The following is a 16,472-nucleotide window of genomic DNA, read 5'->3' on the forward strand; positions in this document are numbered from 1 at the left end:
GCGAGGCCCGACCCGGGCCGCGCGCGCCGGAGCACGCCAGACCGGGGTTCGCCACTCGCCGGAGGGGGACACAACGTTTTCCTATAATGGGAAGACGTACATAAGAAGGCGCGCATGAAACTGCTCATCGTGGAAGACGAACACAAGGTGGTTGACTACCTGCGCTCCGGCTTGACCGAGCAGGGCTGGATAGTCGACGTTGCCCTTGACGGCGAGGAAGGCACGCATCTCGCGATCGAATTCGACTACGACGTGATCGTGCTCGACGTGATGCTGCCCAAACGCGACGGCTTCAGCGTGCTGAAGTCGCTACGCGCGCATAAGGCCACGCCCGTCATCATGCTGACCGCGCGCGACCAGATCAACGACCGGGTGCGGGGCCTGCGCGAAGGCGCCGACGACTACCTGACCAAGCCGTTCTCCTTCCTGGAACTGGTCGAGCGGCTGCATGCATTGGCGCGCCGCACTCGCGTGCAGGAGTCGACGCTGATCTCCCTGGGCGACCTGTACGTCGACCTGATCGGCCGGCGGGCCACGCGTGACGGCGTGCGGCTGGACCTGACGGCCAAGGAATTCCAGTTGCTGAGCGTGCTGGCTCGCCGCCAGGGCGATATCCTGTCGAAGACGGCGATCACCGAACTGGTCTGGGACGTCAATTTCGACAGCCATACCAATGTGGTGGAAACCGCGATCAAGCGCTTGCGGGCCAAGCTGGACGGCCCATTCCCGACCAAATTACTGCACACGGTGCGCGGCATGGGCTATGTGCTGGAGGTCCGCGAAGAAGCGGGAACATCATGAATCGATCCATCGCCCGACGTCTGGCTTTCATGTTCGCGGCCGTCGCGCTGTTTGTCTTCACGCTGGTCGGAACCGGGCTTTTCCTGGTGTTGCGCACGCAACTCGAACTGCATTTGCGCGAGTCACTCGACGACCGCACGCAGATCGCGCGGATCATCGTCTATCACGCGATCACGCCTGAAAAATGGAAAATGGCGCGCGAGAAGCTCACCGACATGACCCCGCGCGACGGGGTCACGCTGTATTCGGTGTGGAGCGCCGATTCGTCCTACCACTTCGGCAAGCCCGTCACCGGACAGGTCATGGACCGCTGGTCGGGCGGCTATGCACGGGTGCGAACCGGTCCCGGCAGCGAAAACGACATGCTGACCAACACGGTCGAGCTGCCCGCGTATGGCGCGCGGCCGGCCGTGATGCTGCAAGTCGCGGCCGGTTATTCAGCCAACGCACGGACCATGCGGGCATTCGGCTTTGCGCTTGCCGCCTTGTCCGCCCTGGGCAGTCTCGGGGTGCTGCTGCTGAGTTATTCGGTCACCCGGATCGGGCTTGCGCCGCTCACGCGGCTGACCCGCGATGCATCGGCGGTGAGCCCGAACAATCGCTCGCAGCGGCTGAATACGCGCTCGCTGCCGCTGGAACTCAACGATCTCGCCAACTCATTCAACGGGGCGCTTGAGCGTCTTGATGGCGCTTACGGGCGGCTTGAATCGTTCAATGCCGATGTCGCACACGAGTTGCGCACGCCCGTCACCATCCTGATCGGGCAGACCGAAGTGGCGCTGACCCGCAACCGCTCGGTCGACGACCTGCGTCACACGTTGCAGTCGAATCTGGAAGAGTTCGAGCGCATGCGGGCGATCATCAACGACATGCTGTTTCTCGCGCGAGCCGATCAGGGCGAACGCGCGACGGGGCTTGTCGATGCATCGCTTGCCGCGGAAGTCGCCCACACGCTGGAGTTTCTAGAGATCCCGCTCGAGGAGGCGCACGTGCGCGCGGTCGCTACCGGCGACGCGCTCGTGCAGGTGAACAAGTCGCTATTCGGGCGCGCGTGCATCAATCTCCTGATGAACGCGATCCAGCATTGCGCGCCGGGATCGACCATCAAGGTTTCGATCACCCGCGAAGGTGATCAGGTGCGCGTGGCTGTGGCCAATCCGGGGGAGCCGATCGAGCGCTCCGTGCTCGATCATCTGTTCGACCGGTTTTATCGCGCGGAGGTTTCCCGGACCAACAGCCGTGAGAATCATGGACTGGGCTTGGCGATCGTCAAGGCGACTGCGGAAATGCATGGTGGCAAGGTGTCCGCTGCCAGCGTCGGGGGCGTCAACACATTCGCGTTCTCGGTCGCCGCGTCGCGCAGCGAGGAGAGTGCGCGCCCTGGATCACCGGCCGCCGATGCGTCGTCCGGAGTGCCAATGCAGCCGGCCTCGGCAGGTCATTGAGATGGATGTTGGTTTCCAGGCTTGCCCGGCGCTTCGCGCGCCGGGGAGCGGCTCTTTTGGGCAATAATTTCCTTCATTCGCTTTTTTCGTGTTACTAAACACCGTATCTCTTCGTTCGCTCAAAACATAGGTTGTCGTACAACGTGGCCTATGATATTTACGCCCCTGTTCGACGTCATGCTGCCTTCGTATTGATTTGATTTCGTCTCCGTTTAAATCGTGGGAACGAATATCCAGAAGGGTTGGAGCGGGTTAGAGCGATATCTGTCGGACTTTTGCCTGGAAGACCCAAGTCATTGCGGTTAGGGGTTTACGGTGATAGAAAACGCGCCTCGTCACCGCTATGTTCTTATACGACAACATACATCGATGAATGCGCCGCGAAGCCAATCTTGCTGCGGTCCATTCGTGGCGCGCGATCCGCAATAAAATCCATACAAAGAACGAGGAGACGAAATGATTCGGTCCGTCCGTTTGTCGGCGAAGCTGGGAGTGCTGCGCATGGCGTTGAGCGCCGTGGCGGCGGTTACCGCGGTCACCGCGGTGTCTATGGTTACCGCACCTGCCGCACACGCGGCGGACCCGGTGGCGATCAACATCGTGGACGTGGCGGGCAACCTGCAACTGACGCAGAAGGCGTTCGAAGCCTTCAAGGAGAAGTACCCGCAACTCGTCTCCAACATCACGTTCACCAACGCACCCGCACCGCAGTTGCCCGGCAAGATCAAGGCGATGCAGGCGGCCGGCCGCTCGGATATCGACCTCGTGCTGACCGGCACGGACGCGCTTGCCGCGGGTATCGAACAAAAGCTCTGGATGAAGCTGCTGCCGGATCAAGCCGCGGCATTCCCCGGCGTACTCGATAAATACGCGCCCGGTCCGCGCAAGATGCAGGATCTGGCGCAAGGCTACGGCATTGAAGTGACGTACATGCCCGCGGGTCCGTTGATCGAATACAACCCGGCCAAGGTGACTGATCCGCCGAAGACGCCTGCCCAATTGCTCGCGTGGTGCAAGGCGCATCCGGACAAGCTGATCTATGCACGCCCGGCCAATTCCGGTCCCGGCCGCACCTTCCTGATGGGCTTGCCCTATGTGCTCGGCGACAAGAATCCGCAAGACCCGATCAACGGCTGGGACAAGACCTGGGCGTTCCTCAAGCAACTGAACGACTGCATTCCTTACTACCCGGGTGGCACGTCGGCAGTGATGAAGGAACTGGGCGAAGGCTCGCGCGACATGACGGTGACCGTGACCGGCTGGGATATCAACCCGCGCGCGCTCGGCATCGTGCCGGCCGAATTCAAGGTCCAGTCCTTCGACAACATGACGTGGGTCAACGACGCCCACTACATGGTGATCCCGAACGGCGTGCCGAAGGAAAAGCTCGACGTGCTCTACAAGATGATGAACTTCATGCTTGAACCCGCGCAGCAGGCAATGACCTTCGACGATGGTTATTTCTATCCGGGTCCGGCAGTGAAGGGCGTGACGATCGATCAGGCGCCGGCGAAGAGCCAGGAAGTCATCAAGAAGTACGGCCGGCCGGAATACGCGAAGCTGCTTGCCGATCATCCGCATGTGGTGCCGCTGAGCGCTAGCGCGATGGTCGCCGCGTTCCAGAAATGGGACCGCGAGATCGGCTCGCAGAAGTCGAAGTAGTTTTAGAGTCGGCGTAATTTTAACGGCCGTGCGGCGGCTTGATGATTGCGTCAAGTCCGCTGCACGGTGTCGTTCTTAGCCTCGGGAACCTGCCATGAAGCATCAGTTTGATGAGTTGCGCCTTGATTCGGTCAGCCGCAGTTTCATGAACGCCGAAGGTCAGGCGGTCGCGGCGCTCCGCGGTCTCGCCCTGAACATCCAACGCGGGGAATTTATCGCGTTGCTGGGGCCGTCCGGATGCGGCAAGTCGACGGCGCTTAATTGCATCGCCGGCTTGCAACCGCTCACCGGCGGACGGATCTGGCTCGACGACCAGCGGATAGATGTTCTGCCGCCGGAAAAACGCGGCTTCGGCATGGTGTTCCAGAACTACGCGCTGTTCCCGCATATGTCCGTGCTCGACAACGTGGGGTTCGGTCTCAAGATGCGCGGCATGGCGAAGAGCGAAGCCGCCCGTCGCGCGTACGAAGCGCTGCAGATGGTGCAGCTCGTTGGTCAGGAGAAGAAGCTGCCGGGGCAATTGTCCGGCGGCCAGCAGCAGCGCGTTGCTATCGCGCGGGCGATCGTGATCGAACCGGCGCTTGTGCTGATGGACGAACCGTTGTCGAATCTGGATACCAAGCTGCGCATTGAAATGCGTGCCGAGATCCGGCGCATTCACAGCCAGCTCGGACGCGCAACGATCTACGTGACCCACGATCAGGACGAAGCGCTTTCGATGGCCGACCGCATTGTCGTAATGCGTGAAGGGACCGTGCAGCAGGTCGCGTCGCCGAAGGAAATCTATGAACGGCCGGGCAACTTGCATGTCGCGCGCTTCATGGGGTATCGGAACGTGGCGCAATTTACGCTTGAAGGCATGCAGGGCGAAGGGGTGGCCGTGAGCTCGGACGGCGTGCGGCTGATCGGCATGCCGATGGCCGGCTTCGACAGCAAACGCGTGAGTGTCGCCATGCGTCCCGAAGACCTTGATCGGTCTGCGCCAGGAGCCGAGAATGCGTTCGATGCAGAGGTACTGACCGTGGAGTACGGCGGCCACGATTCGCTGATTCGCGTGAAGGCCGCGTTCGGCAATCTGTGGGCACGCGTGACGGGTGACGTGGCGGTGGGTGAACCAATTTGCCTGCGTGTTCCGCCATCGCGCACGCTGGTGTACGACGGGGAAACGCCATGAACTCGCCGACCCTGCCGAACGTTCCGCTCCCTTCCGCCGTCCCGCGTGACGCGAAGGCGTGGCTGGTTTCTCCCGCGCTGATCTTTATCCTCGCACTGTTTGTTTATCCGTTCGTGTACGGCCTCGTGCTGTCGTTCCAGCCGATGAACGGCGGCTCCGCGTTCGCGAACTACATCGCCTTTTTCACCGACACCGCGATGTGGCCCACCATCATCGTCACCTTGAAGCTTGCGGTGCCGGCGACGATCATCAACGTGGGTCTCTCGGTTCCGGTCGCCTTTGCTTTGCGCCGGAGTTCGCCGTATCAGAAGTTCGTGACCACGCTGCTGGTGATTCCCGTGACATTGGGCACGGTGCTGATCGCCGACGGCATGCTGACCTATTTCGGTCCGAACGGATGGTTCTCTCAAGCGGTGCACGGACTGCATTTATATAGCGATGAAGTGCGTCTCACGCATAACTATTGGGGCGTGTTGATATCGCTGATCGTGTCGGGGTTTCCGTTCGCTTTTCTGTTGACGCTCTCGTATGTGACAGGCATTGATCCTACGCTTGCGCGCGCTGCGGCCACCTTGGGGGCCAGTCCCAGGGAGCAGTTTCGCCAGATCTACCTGCCGCTGTTGATGCCCGGGTTGACCATGGCCGCGTGTTTGTCCTTCGTGCAGGCGTTCTCGGTGTTCCCGTCGGCAGTGCTGCTTGGTGCACCGGCCGGACCCACGCGAGTAATCTCGATAGCCGCGGCCGAAGCCGCATTCGAAAGCTACGACTATTCCCTCGCCTCGGCGATCGCGATGGTGATGGGCTTTGTACAGTTGCTGGTAGTGGCAGGCATGCTGAGCGCGCGCCGCTTCTTCTACACAGGTCCGGTGACCGGAGGTAAAGGCTGATGGTGACCGATAATCATGCACCTGCCTGGACGGCTCCCACTCAGACCTCGGCTACTCGCGATAGCCACAACGACGGCGCACAACCGGCCAAGCCGATGAAACCGCGCTTAAGCCTTGGCGACCGGCTCTGGAAGATGTTCGTCTGGGGCGCGATGGCGTTCTTCCTGTTCAACGTGCTGCTGCTGATCGCGACCGTTGCCGTCAACTCGGTCGCAACGCGCTGGTTCGGCACGCTGCTGCCGGCAGGATTCACGCTGCACTGGTACGCGCAGGCATGGAGCGACTTCCAGCTTGCGAGCGTGTTGTGGGTGACGGTCGAGGTGGTTGGCGCGGTGGTGCTCCTGTCGATTGCATTGGGTGTGCCGGCCGCGTACGCGCTTGCCCGCGTGCAATTTCGCGGCAAGCGTTTCGCGATGCTCGTGTTCCTGCTGCCGCTGATGGTCCCACCCGTCACTTACGGTATCCCCATGGCAACCGTCATGTATAAGGTCGGTCTTGCCGGGACGTTGAGCGGCGTGATCCTGGCGAACCTGGTGCCCGCGCTGCCGTTCGTCATTCTCGTGATGACACCGTTCATTGAACAGATCGATCCGAACCTTGAAGCAGCCGCGCGTATTTTCGGTGCGAACACAGCGAAGTATTTCCGCTACGTGCTGCTGCCGCTGCTGATGCCGGGCATGTTGGCGGCGGGCTTGCTAGTGCTCGTGCGCACTATCGGCATGTTCGAGCTGACGTTCTTTACCGCCGGGCCGACAACGCAAACGCTGGTGGTCGCGCTGTATTACGCGGTCTTTTCGACGGGCGTGCGCGCGCCTCAATCCATCGATGCAATGGCGATGATCTACATGGCGATCACGCTGGTATGGGTATTGATCGCGCTGCAGTTCGTGAGCCCGACGCAACTCGTTTCGCGCGTCAAGGAACAGCGTCAGTGATGGGCGAGCAGTCGCGAGGCCATGGCGCCTATTCGCGCCGTGCGCAATATCAGCCTCACTCCAAACTTTGGCGGCGAAGTGATGACCGTGAGCCTCCGGTGCGGAAAGCTACCGCCTGAGCACTTGATGCCTGTCCGCGCGAGTCCGATTGCAACGGCAGGGCGATTCGATGGTGACGTTGTCGTGCTGCAGGCCAACGCACACGTCGGTTTCCAGTCGATGATCGACTACATCATGTGTACTGCTACGCATTATCTAGAACGGCTGAATCAGTGGCTGCGCGAAACGTGTCCTGCCTCCGATCTTGCGATCGGCGTGCATGCGGCGGCAGCGACGCCCTCTCCAGACTCGCGGCGATTCCCGCCGTCGGCTTTGCGACAGATCTTCCGATGCATGCGGGCGCGACCGTGATGTTTTCCGAAGCCGAAGTGACCGAGGTCGGCGATGGCGTAGACCAATTGACGAGCCGCACCGCCAACGCGGACGTTGCACGGGCGATCATCCGCGAGATGCAGTGGTACGACACGGATCTGAAGCGCGGCGGCGCGGACCGCAGCGCGAATACCACGCTGGGAAACAGGAAAGGCGGGTTGTTGCTGCATACCACCCCCGTTTTTTTTAATCCGGCGCCGGTGGCCTGACCCGCCGGCTGGCCAGCCAATAGATAGTTCGGCTAGGCGGTGATCTCTTTTCTCCATCGTTTTACCATCCTTCGGTTTATCTCCCCAGCAGCAATCACGCCGGTGTTTCCCTACGCGATGTTGTGATTTCCACCTTGTTTTTTCGATTGCATCGCCAACCCCTCGCTCCCTCTGCAAGATGACCTCGCAGTCACGACGAGAGCGTTGTCGACGGTTGTTTTCTACGTGTTTGAGTCTTATTGCGTTGCACAAGATCTGGGTGCATCGGAATTGAACACGTGATGGGCGTTCGGAATCGATAAAACCCCTATAAAACAGGCGCCGCATCAGGGTTTTCGATTAGCGTACCGGGTTTTCCATGTGTCTTTGACCGGTATGCGCAAACGTTCTCTGCGCTCTCTCGCACCCTCTCGAACCATCTCCCCCGACTCACGTGGCGCAGCGCACAGAACGCTTCTTTCAGGCTGTCATTCTAGGATCACGTCGCGTCCTTGATTGAGGGGGAACGCGGAATAACAACGCGTTTCAATCCGGGGGAAATATGAGTACTGCTTATAAAAGAAATTTGAAGACCGCTCTTCGAGTGAGCTGCATTGTTATCGCCAGCGCCATTCCGCCGATGGCCAATGCGCAAGCCGGAAGCACACCGCTTTCGGCAGCACCATTGCTGCCTTGTTACGACAGTCACCACAAGCTGATGGCGGGAAATTGCGGACCCGAGAATGATGGATATGGCATGGAGTCCGATACATCCAGTTCAGAGGAGTCGGGTTCCGCCGTCGCGTCGGCGACAGGGTCTAACAGCGGCGTTGCCGCTGAAGGGCACGGCGATGATTCGTCGAACGGGACTTCAGGTAGCGGTACGGGATCAGGTAACCAAGGCAAGGGGACGGGGAGCGGAGCCTCGGGTGGCGTGTCGGGCGGCGGTACAGGCAGCAGCTCAGGCGGTAGTGGTGCCGGTGCGAGCGGAGGTGGTGCAGGGAGTTCGGGAAGCGGTACTGGCGCTGGGACGGGGACGGCCAACGGTAGTACCGGTGGTGGCGGTAGCGGTACGGGGTCTGGCAACGGCAACAGCGGCGGCTCGGGATCTGGCGGTAACAGCGGACATGGGAGCGGTGGTGGGAGTGGCAGCGGCAGCGGTAGCGGTGCATCCGGTGGTGGCTCAGGCGGCGGGGGCGGTGCGGGTAGTGGATCGGGTTCTAGCGGTGGAAGCGGTGGGTCAGGGAGTGGGGGTGGAAGTGGCGGTGGTAGCGGAGCGTCCGGCGGTGGCTCGGGCGGCAGCGGCGCCGGCGCGGGTAGCGGATCGGGTTCTAACGGCGGAAGCGGCGGGTCGGGGAGTGGTGGTGGAAGTGGCGGTGGTAGCGGTGCATCCGGCGGTGGGTCGGGCGGCAGCGGCGCCGGTGCGGGTAGCGGATCGGGTTCTAACGGTGGTAGTGGTGGGTCGGGCAGTGGCAGTGGCAGCAGCGGTGCGTCCGGTGGTTCGGGCGGCGCAGGTGCTGGCTCTGGTGGTGGTTCCGGGTCGACCGGTAGTAGTTCTGGCAGTAACTCAGGGGGAAACTCTGGCGGTAATACGGGCAGCGGGTCAGGTCAAGGCGACGGCGGCCACGGCAACAACGGAGGCCACGGAAGCGATGGCGGTCATGGCAATGATGGTGGCCATGGCAACGACGGCGGTCACGGCAGCAATGGTGGTCACGGCAGCGATGGTGGCCATGGCAACGACGGCGGTCACGGCAACGACGGCGGTCACGGCAGCGATGGTGGCCATGGCAACGACGGCGGTCACGGCAACGACGGCGGTCACGGCAACGACGGCGGTCGCGGCGGCGATGGTGGTCACGGCAACGACGGCGGTCACGGCAGCGACGGTGGTCGCGGCAACGACGGCGGTCATGGCAGCGACGGCGGCCACGGAAGCGACGGCGGCCACGGAAGCGATGGCGGTCACGGCAGCGACGGCGGTCACGGCAGCGACGGCGGTCACGGCAGCGACGGTGGTCGCGGCAACGACGGCGGTCATGGCAGCAACGGCGGCCACGGAAGCAATGGTGGTCGCGGCAGCGACGGCGGTCACGGCAGCGACGGCGGTCGCGGCGGCGATGGTGGTCACGGCAACGACGGCGGTCACGGCAGCGATGGCGGTCACGGCAGCGACGGCGGTCGTGGCAACGACGGCGGTCGCGGCAACGACGGTGGTCGCGGCAACGACGGCGGTCATGGCAGCGACGGCGGCCACGGCAGCGATGGTGGTCACGGCAGCGACGGCGGTCACGGCAGCGACGGTGGTCACGGCAACGATGGCGGTCACGGCAGCGACGGTGGTCACGGCAGCGATGCTGGTCACGGCAACGATGGTGGTCGCGGCAGCGATGGCGGTCACGGCAGCGACGGCGGTCACGGCAGCAACGATGGCGGTCGCGGCAGCGACGGTGGCCATGGCAACGATGGCGGCCACGGAAGCGATGGTGGTCGCGGCAACGATGGCGGTCATGGCAACGACGGCGGCCACGGCAGCAGCAGCCATGGAGTTGGCTCGTCGGGCCACGGTTCTAACGGAGGCGAAGGCAGTGGTTCATCCGGCGGCCAGGGCAAAGGCTCATCCGGCCAAGGGTCTAATGGCGGCGCAAACGCTGGTGGTAAGGGCGGTGGCTCATCCGGGAAAGGATCGAGCGGTGGCGGAAGCAGTGGTGGCCATGGCAGCGGAAACGGCAGCGGAAACGGTGGCGGAAACGGCGGCGGAAACGGTGGCGGTCACTAACGCAACGACGCACGACCAAAACGGGGAGGACACGGCATTGACAGCCGCTGTGTCCTCCGCGCGCCACCTCAACGCCTATCTTGCCGACGCGTGTCAACCGGCAACACTTGAAACGCGGTTCCCGGCGAGCCCTGCTCCAAACAAGCGCCCGAGCTCAACTCATATTCGACGGCTATCGCCGTCGAACTACAACTGCTTCGTATAACTGATAAAAGCGCGTACGGCAGGTGCACGTTCATGGCGGCGAAATGCCATGGCGACTTCCGATACGATCGGTTTGCCAGTAATCGCCTTATAAATCACGCCTGGAAATGAAACGCAGTCGCTGAGCGTGCGCGGTACCACCGCAACATTTCCCCCTAGCGAAACACAAGCCAGTACTGCTGCCAACGGTCCGGGCCTCTGGCCCAACTGCGGTTGAAAACGCCCCCTTCGCCCGACTTCAAACGTCCCAAAGTCCTGCTCGGGCACCGCAAAAACACAGTCGCGCAATTGGGCAGGAGAAACACTTGCCGACTCCGCCAGCAGCGAGTCTTCAGGAATTGCAAGAATGAAATCATCGCGATACAGCGTGATCGCCTGGATTTCCTCTGGATAGTGCATGGGCGGCCTGACATACGCGACGTCGATAAGACCTTCAGCAAGCATTGCCGGCACGCGGTCCATCGCAAGTTCGCTAAGGACTATCTCAATGCGGGGATTGTCTTGGCGAAATCCTCGGACGGTGCTTTGAAGCACGCCCGCAAATGCCGCCGACGCAACGTATCCCACTTCGATCCGGCCCAGCTCTCCACGCTCGGCTAACGCGGCAAGCTCCTGCCCGCGTGACAAGTGGGCAAGGGCGGCCAGCGCTTCAGGCAAGTAAGCCTCTCCAGCCGCAGTCAACGCAACGCTGCGTTTGGTCCGATGAAACAGCCGCACGTTCAACAGCCGCTCGGTTTCCTGAATCTGCTTGGTAAGCGAGGGCGGTGCGATGTCCAGCTCCTCAGCCGCGCGGGCAAAGTGGAGGTGCTTGGCAACGCAAACGAAGCATCGGATATGACGAAGTTCGAGCTTCACTGTATTAACATTTTCGTGAATAATTCTGTGATCTTACGTTAGTGACGCTTAATACGGCTACAGATAGGATGACCTCCATCAATTTCCTCTCGATGGTGGTATCCATGTTTCGAAGATGTCCGCTTATAAACCATGAGCAATCGTCTCAACAGCAGCGCCCGGATAGCCCTTTGCCTGCGGACAACGAGCGTTCGCCTGATACGGATTTCAACCCGCCGTTGAGCAAGCGAGCAGCGCGATTTGTTTTGGGCACCGCCTCAGCAACCTGCGCGTTGATCGTTCTCGATACCAACGTCGTTGCCGTTTCCCTGCCCTCGATCGCGCGATCGTTCCACGTAGGTTTTGCGGACGTTGAGTGGGTCGTGAGTGCGTACATGGTCGCCTTCGCATCGTGCTTGCTGGCCGCTGGCGGCATAGCCGATCGCTTCGGCCGAAAAAAAATGATGATGATCGGCCTGGGTGTCTTCTGCGTGGCATCGCTCGGATGCGGGCTCGCGCCCACCGCGCTTTTCCTGAATCTCGCTCGTGCGGTAAAAGGGGTGGGCGCGTCGATGTTGCTGACCGCCGCGCTCGCCGTGATAGCGAATACCTTCCAGGAGGGACCCTCGCGAGCGCGCGCCTGGGCTGTATGGGGTATGTGCATGGGGCTGGCGACCACGGTCGCGCCGTTAATCGGCGGCGTGATTACGCAGTGGCTCGGGTGGCGGTGGATTTTCCTCCTGAACCTTCCAGTCTGTTCGGTGCTCGCCTGGTGCGTGCACCGCTCTATTCGCGAGTCGCACAACCCACAATCTCAGGCTATTGATGTAATGGGGAGCCTGTTGTTCGGTGCCTCACTGGCGCTCGGTATCTGGGCGCTGATCGGAACACAAACAGACGGCTGGGAAAGTTTGCGAACAGCAGCTAGGTTCTGCGGATGTACAGGATTACTTATTGTATTTCTGAAACTGGAGAAGAACCGCGCTCATGCAATGATCGACTTGTCGCTGTTTCGTCAGGCGCGTTTTGTTGCTGCTGTGCTTGGCATGTTCGGCTATGCAGCCTGTGCTCAGGTCATGATGACGTTCCTGCCTTTGTATCTGCAGAACGCGTTCGGATGGCCGGCGGTTAGCGCGGGCATCGGGATGCTTCCGTTTGCCACTGCCATGATTGCGGGTCCCTACATAGGGGCATGGCTTGCGGGCCGGTTTTCCAGCGTCACGTTGTTGACGGTCGGGCTCGGCCTGATCGGCGCGGGGAATTTATTGACCGCCTTAGTATCGATGGATCAGAGGTACTGGTTGGTCGCGCTGGGCATGATCGTCACGGGTTGTGGTGCCGGCATACTGAACGGGGATACGCAGAAGGCAATCATGGCGTGTGTTCCGCCCAATCGGACCGGCATGGCTTCCGGCATCAGCACGACCACACGGTTTACCGCGATCGTCATGTCAGTAGGGGTGCTTGGTGCGGTGCTTGCATCGCGAACTCAAACCGCGCTTGACGCAGCGTTGGCCAATGATCCAGCAGTAAGGAATTCGCTGGATGCCGACTTCATGTCCAGACTGTTGGCCGGAGACGCGGTTCACGCGACCGAGCGTTTAGCGCCCACCGCAAAGGCGTTACTGGCAACCGCGGCTCCGGCAAGTTTCGCAAGTGGTTTCGCCTCGGCGCTGTGCGTGGCCGGCGTGCTCGCGCTGGTCATTGCCGTGATCGTATGGGGTTTGGCCGGCCGACGTTCGCGTCTTGGGACGCAACCGCTCAGTCAGGGATGAACGCGCGTCTCTCATGCCCGTCACTCGCGGGTTGATTAGGCTTCCGGGAGAAAATGCCTACTAAGGTTGGGCAAACGCCCGGGCTCAAAGACAGTCCGGCTAGAGGTAGTTGGACAAATACGTACCCCCTTTGCCATTATTCTCTTGGGTCAAGTGGCTGGCATACTAAACTATTAGCGCGCTTAGGCCACGCTACGCTTGTGCCACGCAATATACACCGGGACTATTCACGAGATGACCGAACCAGCAAACGCACTTACCCTGCGCGACATCCGCCGTGCTGTCGAGAGCGGTGTTCTGACAATCCAGCAAAGCATTGAATCCGCCGATAAGGCCGCGCGACGAACTCAACCGTGGTTGCACGCATTCAGTTATCTGCCGGACGAGCCGGTGGTCAATCAAGCCGAGATAGGGTTGCCGCTCGCGGGTGTTCCCATCGGCATAAAAGATCTCATCGACACGGCGGACATGCCGACCGAGTACAACTCGCCGGCGTACGCGGGCCGCATGCCCGAGACTGATGCGGTACTCGTGGCGCGCTTGCGGCAAGCAGGTGGAAGCATTGTAGGAAAGACGGTTACAACAGAGTTCGCGTGGCGCCAACCGGGTCCGACGGTCAATCCATGGAATGAAAAGCATACGCCGGGCGGCTCGTCCAGCGGCTCTGCCGCGGCTGTGTCAGCGGGGATTGTTCCTCTTGCATTCGGGACCCAGACGTTCGGTTCCATTATTCGCCCCGCAGCGTATTGCGGTGTCGTGGGATTTAAACCGACCTATGGGAGCATTGCCAGAACCGGCGTGTTGCCGCTGGCGCCATCGCTGGATCACATCGGAATGTTTACTGCCAACGTCGGGGATGCGGCGTACGCCTTTAAAGTCGTGTCGGGTTCCGACGACCAGGACTTTCACTCTTCACATGTACACAGCACGAAGAAAAGCAGGGGCAACGACGGCGGTGCAGCCATCCGTATCGGCATGTTGCGCAGGCAAGTTGGCACCGCGATGGAAGCGGCTCAGGACAGCGCGTTGGCCCGGTTGGCTGTACAACTGAAAGCCGATGGAGCGCAGGTCGTCACGGTCGATTTGCCGGCGGAACTGGAGGACATGGGGGCGTTGATATCGACGATATTGGCCGTAGAAGCGGCGGTGGTGCACGGTGCACTTTTGGACGGGTCGCCCGGCCTGATCAGTTCGGTGATGACGTCGTTGATCAACGAGGGCCGCGGCGTATCGAGCGTTGACTATGCGCGAGCGAGGGCTGCGCAGGTGCGGCTGGCTCATCTCTTCGACCATTGGTTGCAGGAAACGATGCGTCTTGACGTGCTGCTCGTCGCGCCGGCCACAGGGGAAGCGCCGGTCGGACTCGACTATACCGGCGACGCTTCGCTGTGCGCTCCATGGACATTCCTGGGCGTACCCGCCATCACCCTGCCGATCGCCCTCGGGCCCGCTGGTCTTCCGCTCGGCGCTCAACTGATCGGTGGGGCACAACACGACGAGCGTTTGCTCGCGGTCGCAGAGTGGGTGGAAGCGCGAGCCGGCTGGCAGGCTGTGAAGCTGCGGTCAAACAACGGTCCGGACGGTCCGCGCAACGCCTGACGGGTTCGATTCCAGGCGCCTGCCAGGCGCCTGCCAGGCGTATGCCGGATCAGGACGGCTCCCGCGTTCCTCGCCCAAGTTCGTGCGTTTGCATCGCGTACGTTGTGAACGCCGGACGCACAACACGTTCTACGGTTAAGACCGATAAGACCAGGAAACCGTAGAATGCGAAGGCATTCAGACAAAACAACATGTGACTGTGCGCACCCGTTCTTGGCGCACCAACACTGAAGATTCTCTATGTCGGGAGCAGTCTTGTGAAAGATCCGCTGGTTCTTGGCTTTGTGTTGGTCATGGTGGACGTCGTGCTCTGGCGGGCAGCGTTTCCACGCAACGACACCCTTCGCTTACTGCTCAGACTCGGGATCTTCGCGCTGCTGAGTGCGGTGCTGTTCGGATCGGCCCTGAGTCCGTTCACGCCGGCCCCCTGGCCTGAGTCCCCGGGCCGTCATCTTGCGGCTCAGATCCTTGAGGTTTCGTGGTGGCTCATCGGCGCGCGTCTTCTTACGTTATCGCTGGATGCAGCGTTCCGATCGCGCCATTGGCACAGGGAACGCCTCTTCCAGGACGTACTCGGTGCGCTGGTTTTTCTTGCAGCCGTCGTCGCTTCGCTTGCATTCGTGCTGGGGTTGCCGGTGACCGGACTGGTCGCCACCTCCGGTGCACTGGCAATCGTGCTGGGCCTTGCCATACAAAGCACGCTTAGCGATGTGTTCGCCGGGATCGTGCTGAACACGACCGAGCCTTATCACATTGGGGACTGGGTCTCGGTTGATGGCGTGGACGGCAAGGTACTTGAGATGAACTGGCGCGCGACGCACCTGCTCACGTCCCAAGGCAATATTGTCATCGTCCCAAACAGTGTGGCGGCCAAGGCGAAAATCACCAACAGCAGCCGTCCCGTTGCGCTTCACGGCGTGACCATCGCGCTCCAGATTTCACCGGAAGAACGCCCGGCTACCGTCCTTGGCGCGTTGGAGCGCGCGGTAGCGGGAAGCAGTATGGTGCTGCAAACGCCGGCACCCTATGCGCTTATCAAGCAGGCCTCGATCAATTCGATTGAATACGAAGTCACGGTTTATATCGATGACATGGGCAAGTCCGTGGCCGTGACGAACCAGCTTTACGACCTGTGCCATCGTCATCTCGCCGCTGCGGGAATCGAGCTCTGGCCATTGAGCGTTCCACGGCCGCCTCGTCACGACGCCGCCGATCGCCGCCAACGGCTCCTGTCGCGCGTCGATCTTTTCCGGGCCTTGAAGAGCGAGGAAATCGAGGCGCTATCCAGGAGACTGTCGCGCCATGAATATGAAGCGGATCAGGTGGTCGTCAAGTCAGATGAGGTGATGGACTACCTGATGATCGTCGCGTCGGGGGTTGTGTCGGTGATGGTGACGGGGCCCTCAGGCCCGGTCGAATCCGCGCGCCTGGGACCTGGCGACTCCATCGGTGAAGCAGGCATCCTGGCGGGTTTGCCGATTCAAGCGCAAGTCACGGCTTTGACGCATGCCGTAATCTATCGGCTGGACAAGGTGGACCTGACGCCCTTGTTAAAGAGCCGGCCGGAAATAGGTCAGCAGATGTGTCACCTGCTTTCGCAACGGCAGGACTCCCTGCGCAAGCTGAACACTGAGATACCTGTGCCGGTGGGCACCGAACGCACGCTGCTGGACTGGCTGCGCGAAGGCATGCACAAGCTGCATGAACTGACCACTTAACGAATCCACCAAGCGAGCAGCCTGGCGAGCCGTGACGCA

The 16,472-nt window shown here is 61.3% G+C and carries 11 protein-coding genes and 1 pseudogene; 11 read left to right on the forward strand and 1 reads right to left on the reverse strand.

All coding sequences use genetic code 11. The annotated features are described in order from the left end of the window. Window positions 1–114 precede the first annotated feature (114 nt). The 8 genes and pseudogenes from SBC1_RS29510 to SBC1_RS40440 all read left to right on the forward strand — a co-directional run bounded on the left by SBC1_RS29510 (window position 115) and on the right by SBC1_RS40440 (window position 10,508). Entirely contained in the window at window positions 115–801 is a 687-nt protein-coding gene (locus SBC1_RS29510; protein WP_031363551.1) for a heavy metal response regulator transcription factor, read from the forward strand. Then, window positions 798–2,246, forward strand: coding sequence for a heavy metal sensor histidine kinase (locus SBC1_RS29515; protein ID WP_165103261.1), 1,449 nt, complete (start codon window positions 798–800; stop codon window positions 2,244–2,246). The genes SBC1_RS29510 and SBC1_RS29515 overlap by 4 nt, the downstream gene beginning before the upstream one ends. Window positions 2,247–2,795: 549 nt before the next feature. After that, the gene (locus SBC1_RS29520) at window positions 2,796–3,908 is read left to right on the forward strand and encodes an extracellular solute-binding protein (protein ID WP_241202407.1); all 1,113 of its coding nucleotides are present in this window, start codon (window positions 2,796–2,798) and stop codon (window positions 3,906–3,908) included. Window positions 3,909–4,002: 94 nt separating this feature from the next. Continuing rightward, window positions 4,003–5,082, forward strand: a complete 1,080-nt coding sequence (locus SBC1_RS29525; protein WP_165103267.1) for an ABC transporter ATP-binding protein — start codon at window positions 4,003–4,005, stop codon at window positions 5,080–5,082. Further along, window positions 5,079–5,969: an ABC transporter permease gene (locus SBC1_RS29530; RefSeq protein ID WP_165103270.1), complete on the forward strand. Its 891-nt coding sequence runs from the start codon at window positions 5,079–5,081 to the stop codon at window positions 5,967–5,969. Before SBC1_RS29525 ends, SBC1_RS29530 begins: the two co-directional genes overlap by 4 nt. A gap of 95 nt (window positions 5,970–6,064) precedes the next feature. After that, window positions 6,065–6,904, forward strand: a complete 840-nt coding sequence (locus SBC1_RS29535; RefSeq protein WP_370469711.1) for an ABC transporter permease — start codon at window positions 6,065–6,067, stop codon at window positions 6,902–6,904. Between the two features lie 15 nt (window positions 6,905–6,919). Continuing rightward, window positions 6,920–7,497, forward strand: a pseudogene (gene garD, locus SBC1_RS29540) (galactarate dehydratase); the annotation flags it as partial. Window positions 7,498–8,375: 878 nt separating this feature from the next. Further along, on the forward strand, window positions 8,376–10,508 hold the full coding sequence (locus tag SBC1_RS40440) for a hypothetical protein (protein ID WP_165989106.1): 2,133 nt from the start codon (window positions 8,376–8,378) through the stop codon (window positions 10,506–10,508). On the opposite strand, the gene SBC1_RS29550 is transcribed toward SBC1_RS40440, so the two are convergent. Next, complete coding sequence (locus SBC1_RS29550; RefSeq protein WP_165103279.1) at window positions 10,490–11,362, reverse strand: LysR family transcriptional regulator; 873 nt, start codon at window positions 11,360–11,362, stop codon at window positions 10,490–10,492. The genes SBC1_RS40440 and SBC1_RS29550 overlap by 19 nt on opposite strands. 104 nt (window positions 11,363–11,466) lie before the next feature. Here SBC1_RS29550 and SBC1_RS29555 point away from each other — a divergent pair, with 104 nt between their 5' ends. The 3 genes from SBC1_RS29555 (at window position 11,467) to SBC1_RS29565 (ending at window position 16,433) form a co-directional block, all read left to right on the forward strand. Continuing rightward, window positions 11,467–13,116: an MFS transporter gene (locus SBC1_RS29555; protein ID WP_241202363.1), complete on the forward strand. Its 1,650-nt coding sequence runs from the start codon at window positions 11,467–11,469 to the stop codon at window positions 13,114–13,116. A 234-nt stretch (window positions 13,117–13,350) separates the two neighbouring features. Continuing rightward, window positions 13,351–14,715, forward strand: a complete 1,365-nt coding sequence (locus SBC1_RS29560) for an amidase (RefSeq protein WP_165103282.1) — start codon at window positions 13,351–13,353, stop codon at window positions 14,713–14,715. Between the two features lie 257 nt (window positions 14,716–14,972). Further along, window positions 14,973–16,433: a mechanosensitive ion channel domain-containing protein gene (locus tag SBC1_RS29565; RefSeq protein WP_165103285.1), complete on the forward strand. Its 1,461-nt coding sequence runs from the start codon at window positions 14,973–14,975 to the stop codon at window positions 16,431–16,433. Window positions 16,434–16,472 lie beyond the last annotated feature (39 nt).

The organism is Caballeronia sp. SBC1 (assembly GCF_011493005.1).
Taxonomy (GTDB): domain Bacteria; phylum Pseudomonadota; class Gammaproteobacteria; order Burkholderiales; family Burkholderiaceae; genus Caballeronia.

What these genes read in the sequence shown, in the direction of transcription:
- SBC1_RS29520 (WP_241202407.1), top strand. Translation starts at nt 2,796, where the DNA reads ATGGTTACCGCACCTGCCGCACACGCGGCGGACCCGGTGGCGATCAAC.
- SBC1_RS29515 (WP_165103261.1), top strand. Translation starts at nt 798, where the DNA reads ATGAATCGATCCATCGCCCGACGTCTGGCTTTCATGTTCGCGGCCGTC.
- SBC1_RS29510 (WP_031363551.1), top strand. Translation starts at nt 115, where the DNA reads ATGAAACTGCTCATCGTGGAAGACGAACACAAGGTGGTTGACTACCTG.
- SBC1_RS29525 (WP_165103267.1), top strand. Translation starts at nt 4,003, where the DNA reads ATGAAGCATCAGTTTGATGAGTTGCGCCTTGATTCGGTCAGCCGCAGT.
- SBC1_RS29530 (WP_165103270.1), top strand. Translation starts at nt 5,079, where the DNA reads ATGAACTCGCCGACCCTGCCGAACGTTCCGCTCCCTTCCGCCGTCCCG.
- SBC1_RS29535 (WP_370469711.1), top strand. Translation starts at nt 6,065, where the DNA reads ATGAAACCGCGCTTAAGCCTTGGCGACCGGCTCTGGAAGATGTTCGTC.
- SBC1_RS29560 (WP_165103282.1), top strand. Translation starts at nt 13,351, where the DNA reads ATGACCGAACCAGCAAACGCACTTACCCTGCGCGACATCCGCCGTGCT.
- SBC1_RS40440 (WP_165989106.1), top strand. Translation starts at nt 8,376, where the DNA reads ATGATTCGTCGAACGGGACTTCAGGTAGCGGTACGGGATCAGGTAACC.
- SBC1_RS29555 (WP_241202363.1), top strand. Translation starts at nt 11,467, where the DNA reads ATGTTTCGAAGATGTCCGCTTATAAACCATGAGCAATCGTCTCAACAG.